The 15,819-nt window shown below is 36.0% G+C and carries 19 protein-coding genes; 5 read left to right on the top strand and 14 right to left on the bottom strand.

Annotated elements, in window-relative coordinates; genetic code table 11:
* Nucleotides 1-64 precede the first annotated feature (64 nt).
* The gene (locus BSO02S_RS01720) at nt 65-526 is read left to right on the top strand and encodes an Hsp20/alpha crystallin family protein (protein WP_066061467.1); all 462 of its coding nucleotides are present in this window, start codon (nt 65-67) and stop codon (nt 524-526) included.
* Nucleotides 527-595: 69 nt separating this feature from the next.
* On the opposite strand, the gene BSO02S_RS01715 is transcribed toward BSO02S_RS01720, so the two are convergent.
* Together BSO02S_RS01715 and yoyC are read right to left on the bottom strand one after the other, a co-directional pair.
* On the bottom strand, nt 596-1,087 hold the full coding sequence (locus tag BSO02S_RS01715; RefSeq protein ID WP_066061462.1) for a FixH family protein: 492 nt from the start codon (nt 1,085-1,087) through the stop codon (nt 596-598).
* A gap of 11 nt (nt 1,088-1,098) precedes the next feature.
* A complete protein-coding gene (gene yoyC / locus BSO02S_RS01710; protein WP_235846834.1) occupies nt 1,099-1,377 on the bottom strand; it encodes a protein YoyC in 279 nt (92 codons plus the stop codon).
* Nucleotides 1,378-1,472: 95 nt separating this feature from the next.
* Here yoyC and BSO02S_RS01705 point away from each other — a divergent pair, with 95 nt between their 5' ends.
* Complete coding sequence (locus BSO02S_RS01705; RefSeq protein ID WP_066061455.1) at nt 1,473-1,718, top strand: DNA alkylation repair protein; 246 nt, start codon at nt 1,473-1,475, stop codon at nt 1,716-1,718.
* Between the two features lie 68 nt (nt 1,719-1,786).
* Here BSO02S_RS01705 and BSO02S_RS01700 read toward each other — a convergent pair whose 3' ends face one another.
* From BSO02S_RS01700 to deoD, 5 genes are all read right to left on the bottom strand, one after another.
* The gene (locus BSO02S_RS01700) at nt 1,787-2,608 is read right to left on the bottom strand and encodes a hypothetical protein (protein ID WP_066061452.1); all 822 of its coding nucleotides are present in this window, start codon (nt 2,606-2,608) and stop codon (nt 1,787-1,789) included.
* A gap of 73 nt (nt 2,609-2,681) precedes the next feature.
* A complete protein-coding gene (locus BSO02S_RS01695) occupies nt 2,682-3,611 on the bottom strand; it encodes a CobW family GTP-binding protein (RefSeq protein WP_066061449.1) in 930 nt (309 codons plus the stop codon).
* Nucleotides 3,612-3,686: 75 nt separating this feature from the next.
* Entirely contained in the window at nt 3,687-5,150 is a 1,464-nt protein-coding gene (locus BSO02S_RS01690; RefSeq protein ID WP_501193481.1) for a lmo1851 family serine protease, read from the bottom strand.
* 174 nt (nt 5,151-5,324) lie between these two features.
* Nucleotides 5,325-7,517 (bottom strand): heavy metal translocating P-type ATPase, encoded by a 2,193-nt coding sequence (locus tag BSO02S_RS01685; RefSeq protein ID WP_066061443.1) that lies wholly within the window; start codon nt 7,515-7,517, stop codon nt 5,325-5,327.
* Between the two features lie 95 nt (nt 7,518-7,612).
* Nucleotides 7,613-8,317, bottom strand: a complete 705-nt coding sequence (deoD, locus tag BSO02S_RS01680) for a purine-nucleoside phosphorylase (protein WP_066061441.1) — start codon at nt 8,315-8,317, stop codon at nt 7,613-7,615.
* A gap of 153 nt (nt 8,318-8,470) precedes the next feature.
* On the opposite strand from deoD, the gene yoyE reads away from it, so the two are divergent.
* Nucleotides 8,471-8,599, top strand: coding sequence for a protein YoyE (yoyE, locus tag BSO02S_RS28180; RefSeq protein WP_096190858.1), 129 nt, complete (start codon nt 8,471-8,473; stop codon nt 8,597-8,599).
* Nucleotides 8,600-8,645: 46 nt separating this feature from the next.
* On the opposite strand, the gene BSO02S_RS01675 is transcribed toward yoyE, so the two are convergent.
* Both BSO02S_RS01675 and BSO02S_RS26035 read right to left on the bottom strand, forming a co-directional pair.
* Entirely contained in the window at nt 8,646-8,954 is a 309-nt protein-coding gene (locus BSO02S_RS01675; RefSeq protein WP_066061438.1) for a YodL domain-containing protein, read from the bottom strand.
* Nucleotides 8,955-9,127: 173 nt separating this feature from the next.
* Nucleotides 9,128-9,301 (bottom strand): YozD family protein, encoded by a 174-nt coding sequence (locus BSO02S_RS26035; RefSeq protein WP_084374850.1) that lies wholly within the window; start codon nt 9,299-9,301, stop codon nt 9,128-9,130.
* Nucleotides 9,302-9,491: 190 nt separating this feature from the next.
* Here BSO02S_RS26035 and BSO02S_RS26780 point away from each other — a divergent pair, with 190 nt between their 5' ends.
* Nucleotides 9,492-9,659 (top strand): hypothetical protein, encoded by a 168-nt coding sequence (locus tag BSO02S_RS26780; RefSeq protein WP_157081361.1) that lies wholly within the window; start codon nt 9,492-9,494, stop codon nt 9,657-9,659.
* Nucleotides 9,660-9,665: 6 nt separating this feature from the next.
* On the opposite strand, the gene yodN is transcribed toward BSO02S_RS26780, so the two are convergent.
* From yodN to BSO02S_RS01660, 4 genes are all read right to left on the bottom strand, one after another.
* Nucleotides 9,666-10,301, bottom strand: a complete 636-nt coding sequence (yodN, locus tag BSO02S_RS01670; protein WP_501193482.1) for a germination protein YodN — start codon at nt 10,299-10,301, stop codon at nt 9,666-9,668.
* A gap of 77 nt (nt 10,302-10,378) precedes the next feature.
* Nucleotides 10,379-10,507, bottom strand: a complete 129-nt coding sequence (locus tag BSO02S_RS28175) for a hypothetical protein (RefSeq protein ID WP_268875968.1) — start codon at nt 10,505-10,507, stop codon at nt 10,379-10,381.
* Nucleotides 10,508-10,780: 273 nt separating this feature from the next.
* Nucleotides 10,781-12,085, bottom strand: a complete 1,305-nt coding sequence (locus BSO02S_RS01665; RefSeq protein ID WP_066061432.1) for a hypothetical protein — start codon at nt 12,083-12,085, stop codon at nt 10,781-10,783.
* Nucleotides 12,086-12,258: 173 nt separating this feature from the next.
* Nucleotides 12,259-12,852 carry a DUF1643 domain-containing protein gene (locus BSO02S_RS01660; protein ID WP_066061429.1) on the bottom strand — a complete coding sequence of 198 codons (594 nt, stop codon included), beginning with the start codon at nt 12,850-12,852 and terminating at the stop codon, nt 12,259-12,261.
* Between the two features lie 175 nt (nt 12,853-13,027).
* On the opposite strand from BSO02S_RS01660, the gene BSO02S_RS01655 reads away from it, so the two are divergent.
* Entirely contained in the window at nt 13,028-13,849 is an 822-nt protein-coding gene (locus BSO02S_RS01655; protein WP_066061426.1) for a GIY-YIG nuclease family protein, read from the top strand.
* Nucleotides 13,850-13,961: 112 nt separating this feature from the next.
* On the opposite strand, the gene BSO02S_RS01650 is transcribed toward BSO02S_RS01655, so the two are convergent.
* Nucleotides 13,962-15,788: a DUF262 domain-containing protein gene (locus BSO02S_RS01650; RefSeq protein WP_066061423.1), complete on the bottom strand. Its 1,827-nt coding sequence runs from the start codon at nt 15,786-15,788 to the stop codon at nt 13,962-13,964.
* Nucleotides 15,789-15,819: the final 31 nt, after the last annotated feature.

Below are 15,819 nucleotides of genomic sequence, written 5' to 3'. Positions count from 1 at the left end.
CTTCGAATGTTCCTGTTAACAGAAAATAGGATATAACTAGTGATGACATATAGGGGTGACATATATGGAAGTAGATAAACTCAAGGAATGGCTGGATGTGGCCCAACAATTTCAATCAGAAAAATTTTGGAATCAAATTTTTAATGATCATCATACAACTAGTTCAAGTACCAACCTTTCCCAAACTCCTTTAACAACGGTAAAAGAATATCTCCCAAAATGTGACTTATTCGAAAACGATAACAAACTTGTCATTGAAGCTGAAATTCCTGGTCTTGCAAAGGAGGATCTTCATATTTCTGTCCATCAGCAGCTTTTAACGATCAGCGGGGAATTTAAAGCATTAAAGCAGAATTGTAAATATTATTTAAAAGAACGTACCAATCGAACGTTTAAAAAGGAAATAACACTCCCCTATCCGATCTTAGTAACCAAGATAACAACAGAAATCCGTGATGGTATTTTATACATTATCATGCCCTTTCTCCAAGAAGATGTAGAAAATATCCCTATTGGCTTCGATTAATCTGCAATATAAGAAATCAACTAACAAGAAAGACAGCATCAATGGCTGTCTTTTTAGCAGTAAATGAAATTAATTGCCTTTATTCGATTTATCATGATTATCTTGATCTTGGTGTTCGTCCATGTTCATTCCATCCATAGAGTCCTTATGCTTGGAATCTTCAGGCTCGCTAGGCTTTCCAACTGTAAACTCCTTCTTTGGCATATTATGCATATCTCTAGCTGTGACGTGCGAAATGATATAATAGGTTCCTTCCCGGCTGAACGTTTTTTCAAGGCGGTAGATTCCATTTTCGGCATGTTTAATTTCCATTTTTTCATGTTTTTCATCGTTTGCTCGCCAAATTTCAAAGATGACCTCCGCATCCTTTACGATTTCCTTTCCCTGGGTGACCTTCGCTTCAAAGGTAATCGGTTGTGTTACTTCACCTTTATCAGGTTTTATCGACAAGTCTACTTTTACCATTTTAGGCAGCGTGTCAGCTTTTTCTTTTTGATTACTACATGATGCCACGATACTTAAACATAGTACAGCCATAAAAATAATGATAATCTTTTTCACATTATTCTCTCCTAACTTAGCTCTTCCATTATTTCATTATGAATTTTAATTAACTTCAGCTTTGCATCTGACGAGATTGTGGAATCAGTCACTCTTTTTATAGCAGAAAAATATTTCTCATATTTATTTTTCCTAATTCTCGGATGTGAGTTTTCATCCAACAGTTCCCGTTTGATTACCTCTAGCAAAGTCGCTTTACTACCTATTTTCTCTGTCCTTAATAAACGGTTATTCCAAATTGTCCGATATTCGTTTAATAAAACGGCAAAATCCACTTTTTCTTCTAACAAATGATTCCCCCCTTTTGCCTTCCATTGCATTGTTACATATTTAACAACCTTATTGCAAAAAATAGATTTTAACTACATGAAGAAAGGAGAAACATATGTCCACCCCATACAAATGTCCCAATTGTAAGACAAACAGAAGTCGCTTTAATATCATTCAACAAGTGTCCCAATCTGTGAAACTCGATCCTCAAACGGGCGCGGTCGTCCGCGAGTTTGGAGAAAACGATTTGGAACCCTTTCACATTCCATACAATGGCCCGGATTACCGTATTCAATGTGGCGCATGCGGCTTAATTGAGGATGAACGTACTTTTATCAAATTCGGCGAGCAGCCAATATAGTTTTTTCTATGAAAGTAAAACACCTTTATTAACGGGCTCCCGTCATTAAAGGTGTTTTTCTTTAGCCATTATCGAAGCTGGTTTTCTTTTAAAAAATGCTTTGAGTCCACCTTCCAAGCATCAAAAGGCGAAAATCGCACCAAATGAATTTCTCCTTTAAACGTTTGTCTGCCTCTGCCTTCTATGTACCAATCAATTTCTACAGGAACATTCAAACTAATTTCTGCTCTTAAGTCTTCAGGGGGCAATAGTTCCATCCTTGCTATCTTTACATTTTCAATTTTTGTTAAAATTGGTTTCCATTTCATCCTTTGCAAGGAGGTTTGTGAAGCAATCCTGACATCCTGCTGTTTCAATCCCGCCATATAAGCATTTATCACCTCATATGGGTTCGCACTACCTAAGTAATCAGTTAATTTTCCGGACGCCTTTAAGATCATGAGCATATGTGAAAAGTCCATTGCATTGGTTCGATGGGTGGTACTCCCATAAAAATGAATACAAAAGTGACCTGGAAAGTTATTTTCCAATGCACCTGCCCCATGCGGCATCCCGTGCATCGAGGCGGCTATCCATTGATCTTTATGGATAACAATAATAGCCCGGCGTTTCCAGCTCCATTTACCCCCGTATATTTTTTTCATTACCTTTGTATCCTTTGGGGTCAAAGGCTGCACATCAGCATGGTGACTTCCGGCCCGCCTCTGCACCTTAAATTGTTTTCCGGTTTCAATGTCCATTACTGTGAATTTTGTGTACCTTGGCAGTAAATGATTCACTTCGTTCCAGTTCGGCATATCTATTTTATAGCTTATATGGGATGCTGCATAAACCCCATGACCATTTAGGAGAATAAAAATCAACACAATCAAGCAAACTGCCCTCTTCATTCAAGACCCCCTTTTAATGGTTTTTTTTGTTACATTAAAAGAGTTACCTGAAGAGGAAATTATCATTCACCCATTACAGAGTTTTATCTTCTTTTTCAAGATTTACTAATTGAGCCTGAATCTCAATCCAATCAATATTTTCACCAATAAAGACGAGGTTTAATGGCAAATTCATCTCTTCCTTCATGTACAAAGGCATCCCATATGAAAATTGAAATAAAAAAGGCTGATCTGAATAATCAAACTTGACATAACCCTTGATCCGGTAAATCGAATCAGGTAATCCTCTTAAAAACTCCTCAAACCTTGTATGGCTTATTGCAGTCTTAAATTGGTAAACAAACGTCGTTAAATTTAAATTTATTTTTTGGGGTACCTCCCCTGAATTTCCAACTGTTACCGAAAGCTTTCTAACATAGTCCATGGGTATTTGTGAATAGTTCGATAATAGACACCTTGCGTTCTGATTGATGCCCTGAATTTCAAATGTAATCTTTGCCTGGTCGGCCTCTCTTAATTCATTCATTTTATTAATAATAATTAAATCTGCATGCCTTACCTGTTCGAGGATAAGCTGCTGAAGCTGCGGGTTTAGTGACTTTCTATCCATCCATCTTGTGCCATCAACCGTGGTTATAATACCTTTCATCATAAGTTTGTCCGCAAACAATGGAGAAAGGATCGCATCGAGGACCTCAACAGGGTGGGCTGCGCCAGTGGTCTCAATATAAATAACATCCGGTTTTTCCTCAAAAAATAATCCTTGAAGCTGTGCTTCAAGTTTGTCCTTAATGGAACAGCAAATGCAGCCGCCTAACAGTTCCTTTAGTGCAACATCGTCACCCGTAACAGCATCAGAATCAATCGACACCTTGCCTAATTCATTCATCATTACCGCTACTCTCCTGCCTAACTTTCGTTCATCCTCCAGCAATCGTTTTAAAAGGCTAGTTTTTCCACTACCCAAAAATCCAGATAAAATATAAACCTCTGCCGTATTCATCTTCTATTTCCCCCTAACTTTTTATTGTCTGTTAATTAAAATTGAACCCAACTCCATAGGGAATTGGGTTCAACCTTATTTCATTCTACCTTTTAATACTTCCATTGCTTTTTGCAGCTGGGTATCACTTTTTTTGATTTTTTCTCTTAAAAGATCCATTAACTTCATGGTGGACTCGCCTTTTAAAACACCATTCGCTGGAAGCTTTTGAGCTTTTTGAAAGGTTTTTACGGCTGCCTTTGTTTTTTCATCGAAAAATCCGTCTTCACGGCCTGGATCGTAACCAACCGCTTTCAACATCTTCTGGGCTGTTTGAACCTCTGTTGATGCGGTAGAAAGTGTTAGTTCCTTATCAGGATTTATAATTGGTAATTCAGCATATTTAGGTAAGGCTACCTCCACGTCGGGCTTGATTCCTTTTTTATGAATCCAATTCCCATTCGGTGTCAGCCATTTTGCGATTGTATATTTTAGATTCGAGCCATCTTTGAAATCCTCCGCCGTTTGAACTGTTCCTTTTCCAAATGACTTCTCACCCACAAGCGGGATGCCAGCGGATTCCTTTACCCCAGCGGCAAGAATTTCAGATGCACTTGCACTGCCTTTATCAATTAAAACTACTAATGGAAGGTCTGGATTCCCCTCATTTCGCGAAGGGATTTCTGTTATCTTTCCATTCCGATCTTCTTCTTTTACAATAATCTTTCCTTTAGGAACGAACATGCTGGTAATAGTTACAGCTTGTTCTAATAAGCCCCCAGGATTTTGGCGCAAGTCTAAAACTAGACCTTTCATGCCCTTCTTTTGTAAATCATTCAAGGTTGTAACAAGTTCCTTGGATGTATTGTTTGAAAAACTAGTAATTTGCACCTTCGCAATACCATCCCCAACCATTTCACCATAAACAGTTTCGATTGGAATCTCATCGCGGACAATTGGCACAGTCATGGGAGCATCCATACCAGGACGTTGAATAGACAACTCAACCTTCGTACCTTTTTTCCCGCGTATCAATGTTACCGCTTGGGTAGAATTCATGCCCTGAAGGCTTTTTCCATCCACAGACATAATCATGTCATTCGGTTTTAAGCCGGCTTTTTCAGCAGGAGAGCCTTTTATCGGTGAAACGATGACAATGTGTCCGTCCTTTTCCTGAATTTCAGCACCAATCCCTTCAAAGGAAGAAGAAATACTGCTGTGAAAACTTGTTGCTTCCTCATTACTCATATAATCAGAGTATGGGTCATCGAGCGCCTCAACCATACCGTTAATAGCGCCATTAATAAGCTTTTTTTGATTTGGCTCCTTATAATACTTATTCTTTAATGTATCAAAGGCTTCATAGAGTTTATTAAATTCCGGCCGTTCCGTGTTAACTTGTACTACCTTTCCTTTTCCAAATGCAAGGGCAAATGTTGTAATCCCCGCAGACAGAAAAACAACCAAAAACAACAGCATTATAAAGTGAAATTTTTTCAACCGAATATAACTCAATTTGTTTTCTGCTGGTTGTTCCTGTTCAACTTTCTCTTCATCCAAAGCCTTCACCACTTTCATTAACCATAAAAATTAGAAATGTACCCACTGATAGCTTCAGTTACAGCGAGTTAATTTTTCAAATTTTCAGAAGCTATTTTCAAATATATAAAAGTTTAAACCCTTAGTGATTAGAATAACATCTTTTTTATAAAATTTACAAAGAAAAGTTAATGTTTATATCTTCACTCGCTTTAGGCGTAGTGAGTTAGTGACGACAGACACTGAACTAAATGCCATTGCTGCTCCGGCGACCCATGGTGCTAAAAATCCTAATGCAGCGATAGGGATCCCTCCAGAGTTATAAATGAGCGCCCAGAAAAGATTTTGACGAATATTTTTCATAGTCGTTTTACTTAATGCCATTGCTTTTGGAATTAAGGTCAGTTCCCCGCCAAGTATTGTAATATCGGCTGCTTCGATTGCAACATCTGTCCCCGTGCCAATGGCAATTCCAATATCAGCTACTACTAAGGCTGGTGCATCATTTATTCCATCCCCAACCATTGCAACGACCATTCCCTTTTGCTGTAGTTTTTTCACATGATTGGCCTTTTCCTCCGGAAGGACTTCGGCAATAACATTTTTAATTCCCACCTTTGCGGCAATCGCCTTTGCGGTCCGTTCATTATCACCTGTCAGCATATAAACATCGATACCCAATTGGTTTAATTCCCGAACCGCCAGTTTTGCCGTTTCCTTTACCGTATCCGCCACTGCAACGATTCCCATAATGGTTGAATTAATAGCAATGTACATTGCCGTTTTCCCTTCGTTTTCAAAGCGGAGCAGGTCCTTTTCAATATCGGTATGAGCAATACTTTTTAAATCCATCAACTTACGAGTACCAACATATATTTCATCATCGTTTATCTTTGCTTCAATTCCATAACCAGGTATAGCCCTAAACCGTTTGACAGGAAGAGTGCTTGACCTCTTTTCCATCCCATACTTCACAATGGCCTCAGCCAGGGGGTGTTCAGAAGATTTCTCGGCGGATACTAGATATTGGATTACTTTTTTCTCCTCTTGAAAAGCTATAAAATCAGTAACAATTGGCTGCCCTTTTGTAATAGTACCCGTTTTATCAAGAACAATCGCATTGATCTTATGGGCCCTTTCCAAATGCTCACCGCCTTTAAAAAGAATACCCATTTCAGCCCCTTTTCCAGTCCCAACCATGATTGAGGTTGGTGTGGCAAGCCCAAGTGCACAAGGACAAGCAATAACCAGAACCGCAATCGCTGTCTCCAGTGCGGATGGGAAATCACTTGGGTCTACAAATAAGTACCAAATTAAAAAGGTAAACAAGGCGATGACGACAACAACTGGTACAAAGTAACCAGAAATGGTATCGGCAATTCGTTGAATTGGCGCTTTACTGCCTTGAGCCTCCTCAACAATCTTTATAATACCAGCAAGGGCTGTATCTTTACCAATCTTTGTCGCTTTCATTGTTAAGGTTCCATTCTTATTTATGGTTGAGCCAATTAAGCTATCACCAACAGATTTCTCTACTGGTATGGATTCACCCGTTATCATCGATTCATTAACAGATGATTGCCCTAAGATTACTTGACCATCAACAGGAATTTTTTCCCCAGGTTTTACTAATAATCGATCAGAAACCTTCACATCTTCAATCGAGATTTGAAATTCCTTCCCTTCTCTAATTACTGTTGCTTCTTTTGCCTGTAGGTTTAATAGTTTGGAAATCGCTATCGTTGTTCTTCCTTTTGCCAAGGTTTCAAATAATTTACCCAAAAGGATTAAGGTAATCAATACTGCACTTGTTTCAAAATAAAGATGTGGCATATAAAAGGGGTTTGCAATTGTTTTGATTCCTTCCGCAAGACTGTAGAAGTAGGCAGCTGATGTTCCTAACGCGACAAGTACATCCATATTAGCACTCTTATTTTTAAGGGCTTTAAAGGCACCAACATAAAACTGGCCGCCAATATAAAACTGCACCGGCGTTGCTAATAGTAATTGAAACCAGGGATTCATTAAAATCTGTGGCATAGGTATTCCCGTATCGATGGGCAAGTGAGCTAGCATCGTATACAAAAGCGGAAGGGACAAAATCACTGAAAGGAAAAATTTGTGTTTCTTCTGTTTCATTTCTTCTTCCTTATATTGCTGTTTTGTCTCCCTCTGGACCTTTTCTGTTGCACCATAACCAAGTTTTTCAATTTTGGATATGATATCATGACTAGAAACTACATCTTCATCATACGAAATAGCTGCATTCTCCATCGCCAAATTGACATTCGCTTCAACACCGTTCATTTTATTCAATACCTTCTCGATTCTGGTTGAACAGGCGGCACAGGTCATTCCCGTTATATCTATTTTGAGCTGCTCTTTCATTTTACTCACCTCGCTTGTTTAAATAAATTCTCCATTACCTAGCGTTGTTCCTCCTAAAATGGAAAAACCCCTTCCATAGGAAGGGGGAAACATCATTATTCTTTAGATGCAGCTTCTAAAGCAACCTCAATCATATCATTAAAGGTCACTTGTCTTTCTTCAGCTGTCGTCTCTTCACCAGTTAAGATGTGATCGCTGACAGTAAGAACCGAAAGAGCCTTGCGGCCAAATTTAGCGGCTAAAGTATAGAGAGCTGTGGTTTCCATTTCGATCGCAAGTATCTGATATTTAGCCCATTTTTCAAGGTCTGCGTTGTCATTATAGAACGAATCAGCCGTAAAGATATTTCCTACCTTTAAATTAAGTCCTTTGGCAATCCCCGCATCATAGGCATGTTTCAGTAATTCAAAGTTTGCAGTCGGGGCAAAATCAACATGCCCAAAGGTAAGCCGGTTCATGTTCGAATCAGTGGAACTGGTCATCGCCAAAATAACGTCGCGAACCTTAACATCCTTTTGAATCGCGCCGCAAGTACCGACTCGAATTAGATTTTGGACATGATAGCTTTGCATCAATTCATTTACATAAATCGATATGGACGGGACGCCCATTCCAGTTCCTTGAACAGAAATTCTTTTCCCTTTATACGTACCCGTGTAGCCAAACATATTCCGAACTTCGTTATAACATTTCGCGTCTTCTAAAAAGGTCTCTGCTATATATTTTGCCCGAAGCGGGTCCCCAGGCAGCAATACCGTCTCCGCAATTTCATTTTCTTTGGCACCAATATGTACGCTCATAAATTAACCCCCTATCAAAAGTAAGTACAGTTAGTCCGTACCATAGACACTATATCATAAACAATTTTTAATGAAAAACCTTTCATTGAAAAAGACATGATTTGTTAAATTTGTGGGAAGCTATTTCTAGATTTAAAAGGAGGAAGAATGATAATGGGTAAAAAACATCGAAGCCGAACCAATTCACCTAAGAAAAATAATCACATACCTGCAGAGGCAATTGCGGCAGAGCATGATGCACATGCAAAAGAGCATAATGCAACAGGCGGACGAAAGAGGTAAGCAGAAAAAAACCTAAGGGATTCCTTAGGTTTTTTGAAAATAACATTCAGCGTATGATTATTCGATTAATAGGGAACCAACCACCAGGCTTCAATTGGTAATAATATTGGCCGCCTCGGCCTTCATCAATTAAAATAATATCTCCTGTTGAAAGAAATCTGCCCTGATAATTTACTGGAATTCTGTCGGTCACATTAAAGATGCTAAAGGTTTCCTGTAAACACTGCTCACGGCTATTCGCTGGGATTGTTACACGATAGACCTCTTTAAACCCTTTATTCTCTCGGTACTTTGGAGTTTGAAAGATCGTCACATCATATTGAATACATGCTCTATTTGTTAATACTTTGATCATCATTTACCTCCAATTATTAGAATTATTTGTCTACTCTAATAATTAGCGATGCGCTTTGTCGAATCCTCTGTAGAATATCCACTATTTTTGTCGATTAATATCTTTTTTAAGAATTATTAAAAATCTAATATATAAAGAAGGGATCTTTTTCCTCTTCTTGATTTAAGGATTCACTATTCATCCTCATCTTCTTCGTCGATAATGCTCTTTTCAACCAAATATTCAAAGGTTATATCTGCGATTTCTTCTAATTCTTCTTCACTAGGAACGTATCCCCTTTTTACAAGCTCATGAAAGAAAAATTCGGCAATCTCCTCTGTATCAATAAATACTTGAATTTCTCTCATAGCATCGCCCCCTTTTTAGAGAATGTATGATGTACATGGCTTTTTCATGCTATTTACTTTGGAAAGGAATCACTATTTGATTCGGTATAAAACCGTATTATTTCGAACATATTATTTTCTGGAAAAGAAGATGTCTTTTTTTGATTGGACAAGCATAGGCTGTTAAAAAGAACACTTGAGGAGAGATAAAATGTCCAATATACAATTAAAGTTTGAGGCATGGATGGAAGACGTTAATAAGGAGGATAGTCACACCCTTCGACTATTTGAAAAGATAATCAATACGTTGTTTTCCTTAATAAAATGGGCAGGCATTCCGTTCGTTTTTTATTTATTATTTGAGTTGGCAAGGTGGTAAGAGGGGCTATACATGGCTTTTCCCATCGTTGCCGACAAGACTTTCTAATTTCCTAAGGATTACCCGCATCACTTGATAATATTCTTGATCTTGAAACAATTCAAATAAAATCCGGTAATCATTAAATATGTCCAATAAATTATCGATTAATTCCTTTTTTTCATTTTTTCGATCCATTTCTTCAAATTCTGCTTTCCTTATCAGGTTCTGGGTTTTTGGACTTTTTTCTAACTTTTCCTGCTTATTCACTAAGTAAAGGAGACCTAGTTTTTGAATGAACGTGTCAGCATTTTCTGCATCGGCTACTAATGTAATCTCTTCTTCTCCCGCTTCGAGCCATTCTCCATCACTTACTCTCGAAAGCTCATAAATGACATCTTCCCAAGCATCTTCCTTATAACGCCAAATTTCCGTTCGGAAGCCAACGACCTTAAATAGGTCTGCACCATAACCGCTTACTTGAACTAAATCACCGAAAAAAAACATATATTCAATATCAATTTGTTCTTGCTCCATCACAGTTCCGTCATATTCTGAAAGTATTTGTAAGGCCGATTCATTGAAAAGGCCGTCACTTTTATTCACTTCATATACATACTTTCCATCCAGCCATTTAACATCTGTTACTTTTCTATTTTTAATCGGTAATTGAACCTTGTAATTAAGGCAGTTTATAAGCTTTTAAAACAAAAAACTCATATATCAGATGATACATGAGTTTACTTTATCTTGTCATTCCCTTTTTTATCCTTATCAGGTTGTTTCTTCATTTTATTCGTCAGTTCAACCAGTCCCCTGGCTGCTTTTTCGGCATCGAATGTCCCTCGTTCTGCATATTTCGCTTTCATGAGATCACCTCATAGCAAAATATGCTTTTGGAACTTATTTGGTATCTTGTCTTTAATAATTTGTCAGAAGCATCATATAAAAATTTTAAAAGTGGTTTTTTACTCAATCAGACGCATTAATAATTATTGTTTCAACCATACGAGTGCTATTCCTCCTCAAAGATTATTTAATATTCATTATTATCGTTATTCTGCACATAATTGGGTAAATTATTCTCTGACACAGCCAACCCTAAATGGATAAACGAAAAAATAGCATCGAAGCATTCGATGCTATTTTTTCGGATTAATCAATGACAAAACATTTTCAAATAACTTTGATAATTCAGTAACACTATTTGAAATTTCCGGATTTGATTGGTTAGAAGAATTTCCTTGCACTTGTTCCTCGTTTGCTTTCCCAAAAAACTGGTCCACCATATTAGCCAAAATTTCTTTTCGTTTTTCATCTTCCAGTTCAACTAGGTATGGACTTAATGTAGTCAGTTCCAATTCCATTCGTCTGTAGCGACGTTCAGCATCTAAATGAATTTTCGCTTGTCTAGAAGCATAACCGGCAACCGTAGCAAGTGTAGCTGCAACAGACACTCTTTTGGCGATTTCCGTCCAAATAGATTTATCCCCTATTGGATGAAAAAAGCTGTAGATGGAGGCAATAACAAGTAAACCCATTGTTATCATTGTAACTGTTCTCCAAAATTTCCGGGATGATTTTTCCTGATCTGCAACTTGTTGATATCCCCCAGCCATGCTGGTATTGGATATAATATTTAGCACTTGAGCAGCTTTACTTTTGTATCCTTCAAGAGTTTGAATGTATTGTTCGGCTTGACTTTTAAACTTTTCCTGCAATTGTTTTTCCTTATCTTGAAAGGATGCGACATATTCATTAAAAGTCGTTTCCGAACCATCTTTTAAGTTTTTAAATTTTTCATCCCATTCTGATTCGAGTAGTTCAAAATCATTTTTTCTTTGTTCTTCCGCCTGAGAAAATTTATCTCTTCTGCTTTCTTCAGAATTGGAGAATTGTTGTTGGAAATCAGAAATAGCTGTATCAAGTCGACCTTTTTGGACTTCCACCGTCGAAGATACTTGGCTAAACCCCTGTTCCAATTCTGTTTTAGCTGCAGCTACTCTTCTATAATCTTCCTCTGTATTCCGTAAATGCTGAGCTGCAGATCTACGAAAAGAAACGATTGATTCTCTAATGCCTTCAACATCATGTGGGAATTTCGTAGTAGCGATATTTGTCATGCTTGGAATGTAGCTATCTAAATGATTATTGGCTGAATGCAGTTGAGATATATTGCGGTCATTTCTAAAATTATTTAAATAGCTTAAGACGTTGTTAATGCAACTATTTTGAATACTATCCAAATATCCCATATGAACAAGATTTGGATCGCAATTGTCCAGTAATTCTTTCAAATAAAACAATACCTGTTTGACCCTTTCAAGCTCGATAAGAGCATCAGGTTGTGCATTTTCTATTTCTAACAGCTCATTGACAGTATTGATGCTGTTCTCCAGGCTTTTATGCAGAGCATGGTTCTCAAAACGATCGATAAACCTTGACATTTTCCACCCCCGTTTTTTACTTTATTTCAAACAATTATTATACTACTTTCTACCATTTCTTTCACTAGAAATAAAAATGAAGCGATAAATCGCTTCATTTTAAATACAAATTATCTTTGTGAGTCAAAAAATTCTATTTCTTTCTTATACAAAAATCCTATATTTCTGGTTTTTTAAGAAATATATTCAATAATGTCTACTTTTTCTCTGTGCAAGGTTAGAACCGGGCTATTGTTCCACGATCTACCATGCTTTGGATTACCTTTGTTTGTTAACTCTCCTACTCTGTATAAATCATATTTTTCTAACCATTTTAAGACTTGTTTTATCCTTTTATCTACAATTACTTTATCAATACCCTTGCAATTTCCATGAGCAAGAATAATGTAATCCACGTCCTTACAAATTGTTTTTATCCAATTATCGTTTTTTACGCTATTTAAGGCTTTTTCATTCATACCAGATAGATTTTTGGGGTGAGGGTCAACATATGAAAATAAATTCAGGCAATGGACAATATCAATTGGATTTGCTGGGTTTTCATAACACCAACTAAGGACTTTTCCGATAGTTGAATCACATTTCCATTTATTCTTTTTTTCTGTTGGACCAGCCATCGATCCATTCATTTGAATTACCGCTGCACTTTTTCCATTACGATGCGATTTTGACTGAAATTTCAGTCCAAACCGATGAGAGCCCTTTTTCGGTAAATACCCTTCTGGCTCAACATGAATTAAATTGTAATATCTTTTTGCTTTGGACAAAGACTTCACTCCATGTTTGAATTCTAGTAACGGTTTGAATCAATTCAAGCGGCAATGGGCTCTTTTTACACATTAATACTAACTTCTAAAATTCATTAAAATAATATGATTATATTTCTTGCTAATTTTAATATATGCCATTAAAAAGACCTATATGGGGGTGTTTGAACAGACAATGAATTTTTTTATTTTTATTATATATTTGTTTTTTTTCGGATGGTTCTTTTCGAAGCCTCAACGTTTATTTTTGCTTTTTATATTTTTTGGATTATTTATATGTAATCCACCCGGGTACACTTTTATATCTCCTTTCATAATCATAGGAATTGCAGGATACCAATTTTGGGTTATTGGATATAAAATTTTTCTCAAACATAGAAATAAAAAAGTAAATGTGGACAATAAAGAGATACGTAAGAAAGGTATTCATCGAAAATTACAAGAGGCACGACAGTGGGAGCAATTTGAGAAGGGAAATTCGCTTAAAATACAACGTGAACAACGGCGGATAGAACGTCTCCAGCGTGAGCAGCAAGAGAAAGAATCTATTTTGCAAGCTTACGGTTTAGACGAGGAGATATATAATATCATACAATATTTAAATCAACTTTTACATATACAAAAACACCATTTAACAAAAAACGAAAGAGAACAAAAAGCTGCCATTTTAAATAATTATAATTTGTATATTCAAAAGCTAGGTTACGGATATGTCTATTTTGTTAAAGAAAATACAAAGGGCGCTATTAAAATTGGTAAAGCTAAAGATCCGTACGATAGAATTGTTAATGGATTTGGTGTGAAGATTCCATTTGAATTGGAAGTTGTTTATTTAATAAAAACATGGAACGACACTAAACTGGAAAGTGCCTTTCATGACATTTTTAAAAACAAAAGAGTTAATGGTGAATGGTTTTCTTTAAACGAAGAAGATATTGTTTGGATTAAATCAAAAAATTATCCCATTGAAATGTTAAATTTATTAAGTAAAAAGTAAAAATGTTGGAATATATCCAACATTTTTTCATAAAAATTTCTTTTATCAGTTATTTATTTACTTTCTAACCTCAAATTGATGCATGGATTTAAATTATTTCATTTTTATGTGATTAGAAATTGTCAATGATATCCGTATTCCAGATTTGCTCTGATATTTTTTCATAAAGTGCTGTTCTTTCTTCTAAATCATCTTTATCGAATGTGCTGTATGCTTTAAATGGTAATTGACTGTTATTTTTATAATTTAAAAAGCCTGGGTTATTTTGATAACAGTTAGTATGCAGAGACTTTGCCAGTAAGTTTTGCCCATAATATTTCGACACTTTTACAGGATAGTCCTTATCTCCGTAGCTTTGATTAATATCTTTGGGTAACAATAGAAGCCCACCGACATGATTTCGATGATTTTGAAATTCTGTTTCCGTTTGAAACTGACTTGCAAACCGTTGAAATTTATTTGCCCAAATATGCTCAATTTGAAATGGATTTTTCGATTCTTTCGTTACGTAGGATTCAAATTTGGAATCAATACCACTCTCTATTTCGAGATGATGTGTAATTCGTGCAAGTAAATAGTGAACATATTTTTTGTTTTGTTGATGAAGATAAAATGTTTTTACTTTCTCTATTTTGTTAATCTCTTTTGCTTTTGACTTTAGGATAATTTTTAATTCATCCAAGTCTTTGTCCCGGATATCTTTTGTTAGGTTATACATTGTATATGCAATCGCAGAATAATTTAAAGTTGTAAATGAAATGAATCTGTTCACGATCATCATATCGATGTAAAATGAGACAAGATTTAACTTACGATTAACAATATCCTGACTATCTGTGACCTTTAAAGGTGCCAACAATAAATGATATTGATGTGTGAAATTATTATGGCTATTATAATAAAGGTATTCTAAGCCTTTAGTATATAAGGCGGCAGCCTTTAATATATGCAGATATTGCTTCGAATAAAAATCAAAGTGTTTAGTAATAAATTCTTCAAAATCCTGACTTTTTTGAAGATTTAGCAATTCTTTATTATCACGAGTCCATTTATGATATGCGGTAGCTACTTTTTCAAAATCCTTATTTTCTTTGCCTCTACCTCTTTCACGAATACTTTGTGCATATTTTGCTCTATACCAGTGTTTAAAGAAATCAACTTCCTCGTTTTTTCCCTTTTCTATTAATTCCAAAATCCTCTTTTTCCATAATGAATTGGCTTTCTCTTTTGCCCGTTCATCTTTAATGTTAGCCAATAAATAACCCTTCAACATATCTGTTGGATTAAGGCTTAGCCCTCTATCATTCATAGTTTCAAAAATGGTATAGGCATCCTCATCATTATCCGCTTCAATATGTACCAACATTACTTTATGGAGTAACCAATCGATAAAATAAGGAAGAGCATCTCCTTGTAATTCATCAGAAAAAAGTTGTTTTATATCTTCATACCTAGCTCCAATCGTTCGAACAGATTCTATTTGACTCCCTTCAAAATCAAATTGTTGCTCATTATATAAAGCGTTCATACAAGGTGTACGATCTTCAACATTCATGTTAAAGGATTTTACACCGAACTTTTCCGAAAAGATTAGTTCGCTGATATTAACTTTCCTTTGATTCCTGTTTTTTTGTAGATTATGAAGGAAAATTAACAGCAAAGAAATTGAGGTTAGGCGCTGTTGACCATCAATAATATATTTTTTTCCGTCTTTTTTACTTATCACAACTGAACCTAAAAAATAATTTTCATATTTTTCAACTTCACTTGGTTCATGGTTGGGATCATAATTATCAAGAAATTTATCCGTTAAATCCTCAAGTAATTCACGAATTTGCTTAGTTTCCCACCGATATTCCCTTTGGTAATAGTCTATTTCATATTTTTGATTATTCAATGTATCATAAATACTTTTTGAACGTGCTTGAATATCACTCATTTATCTCCCTCCTTTTCCTGTTTGAAAATAT

This window comes from Neobacillus soli NBRC 102451 (assembly GCF_001591665.1).
Classification (GTDB): Bacteria; Bacillota; Bacilli; order Bacillales; family Cytobacillaceae; genus Neobacillus; species Neobacillus soli.
Note: the sequence above shows the minus strand (reverse complement) of the source record. Positions and strands in the feature narration are given on the sequence as shown.

Coding starts and splice junctions, on each gene's coding strand:
- BSO02S_RS01720 (WP_066061467.1), top strand. CDS start 65: ATGGAAGTAGATAAACTCAAGGAATGGCTGGATGTGGCCCAACAATTT.
- BSO02S_RS01705 (WP_066061455.1), top strand. CDS start 1,473: ATGTCCACCCCATACAAATGTCCCAATTGTAAGACAAACAGAAGTCGC.
- BSO02S_RS01700 (WP_066061452.1), bottom strand. CDS start 2,608: ATGAAGAGGGCAGTTTGCTTGATTGTGTTGATTTTTATTCTCCTAAAT.
- BSO02S_RS01695 (WP_066061449.1), bottom strand. CDS start 3,611: ATGAATACGGCAGAGGTTTATATTTTATCTGGATTTTTGGGTAGTGGA.
- BSO02S_RS01685 (WP_066061443.1), bottom strand. CDS start 7,517: ATGAAAGAGCAGCTCAAAATAGATATAACGGGAATGACCTGTGCCGCC.
- deoD (WP_066061441.1), bottom strand. CDS start 8,317: ATGAGCGTACATATTGGTGCCAAAGAAAATGAAATTGCGGAGACGGTA.
- yoyE (WP_096190858.1), top strand. CDS start 8,471: ATGGGTAAAAAACATCGAAGCCGAACCAATTCACCTAAGAAAAATAAT.
- BSO02S_RS01675 (WP_066061438.1), bottom strand. CDS start 8,954: ATGATCAAAGTATTAACAAATAGAGCATGTATTCAATATGATGTGACG.
- BSO02S_RS26035 (WP_084374850.1), bottom strand. CDS start 9,301: ATGAGAGAAATTCAAGTATTTATTGATACAGAGGAGATTGCCGAATTT.
- BSO02S_RS26780 (WP_157081361.1), top strand. CDS start 9,492: ATGTCCAATATACAATTAAAGTTTGAGGCATGGATGGAAGACGTTAAT.
- BSO02S_RS28175 (WP_268875968.1), bottom strand. CDS start 10,507: ATGAAAGCGAAATATGCAGAACGAGGGACATTCGATGCCGAAAAAGCA.
- BSO02S_RS01665 (WP_066061432.1), bottom strand. CDS start 12,085: ATGTCAAGGTTTATCGATCGTTTTGAGAACCATGCTCTGCATAAAAGC.
- BSO02S_RS01655 (WP_066061426.1), top strand. CDS start 13,028: ATGAATTTTTTTATTTTTATTATATATTTGTTTTTTTTCGGATGGTTC.
- BSO02S_RS01650 (WP_066061423.1), bottom strand. CDS start 15,788: ATGAGTGATATTCAAGCACGTTCAAAAAGTATTTATGATACATTGAAT.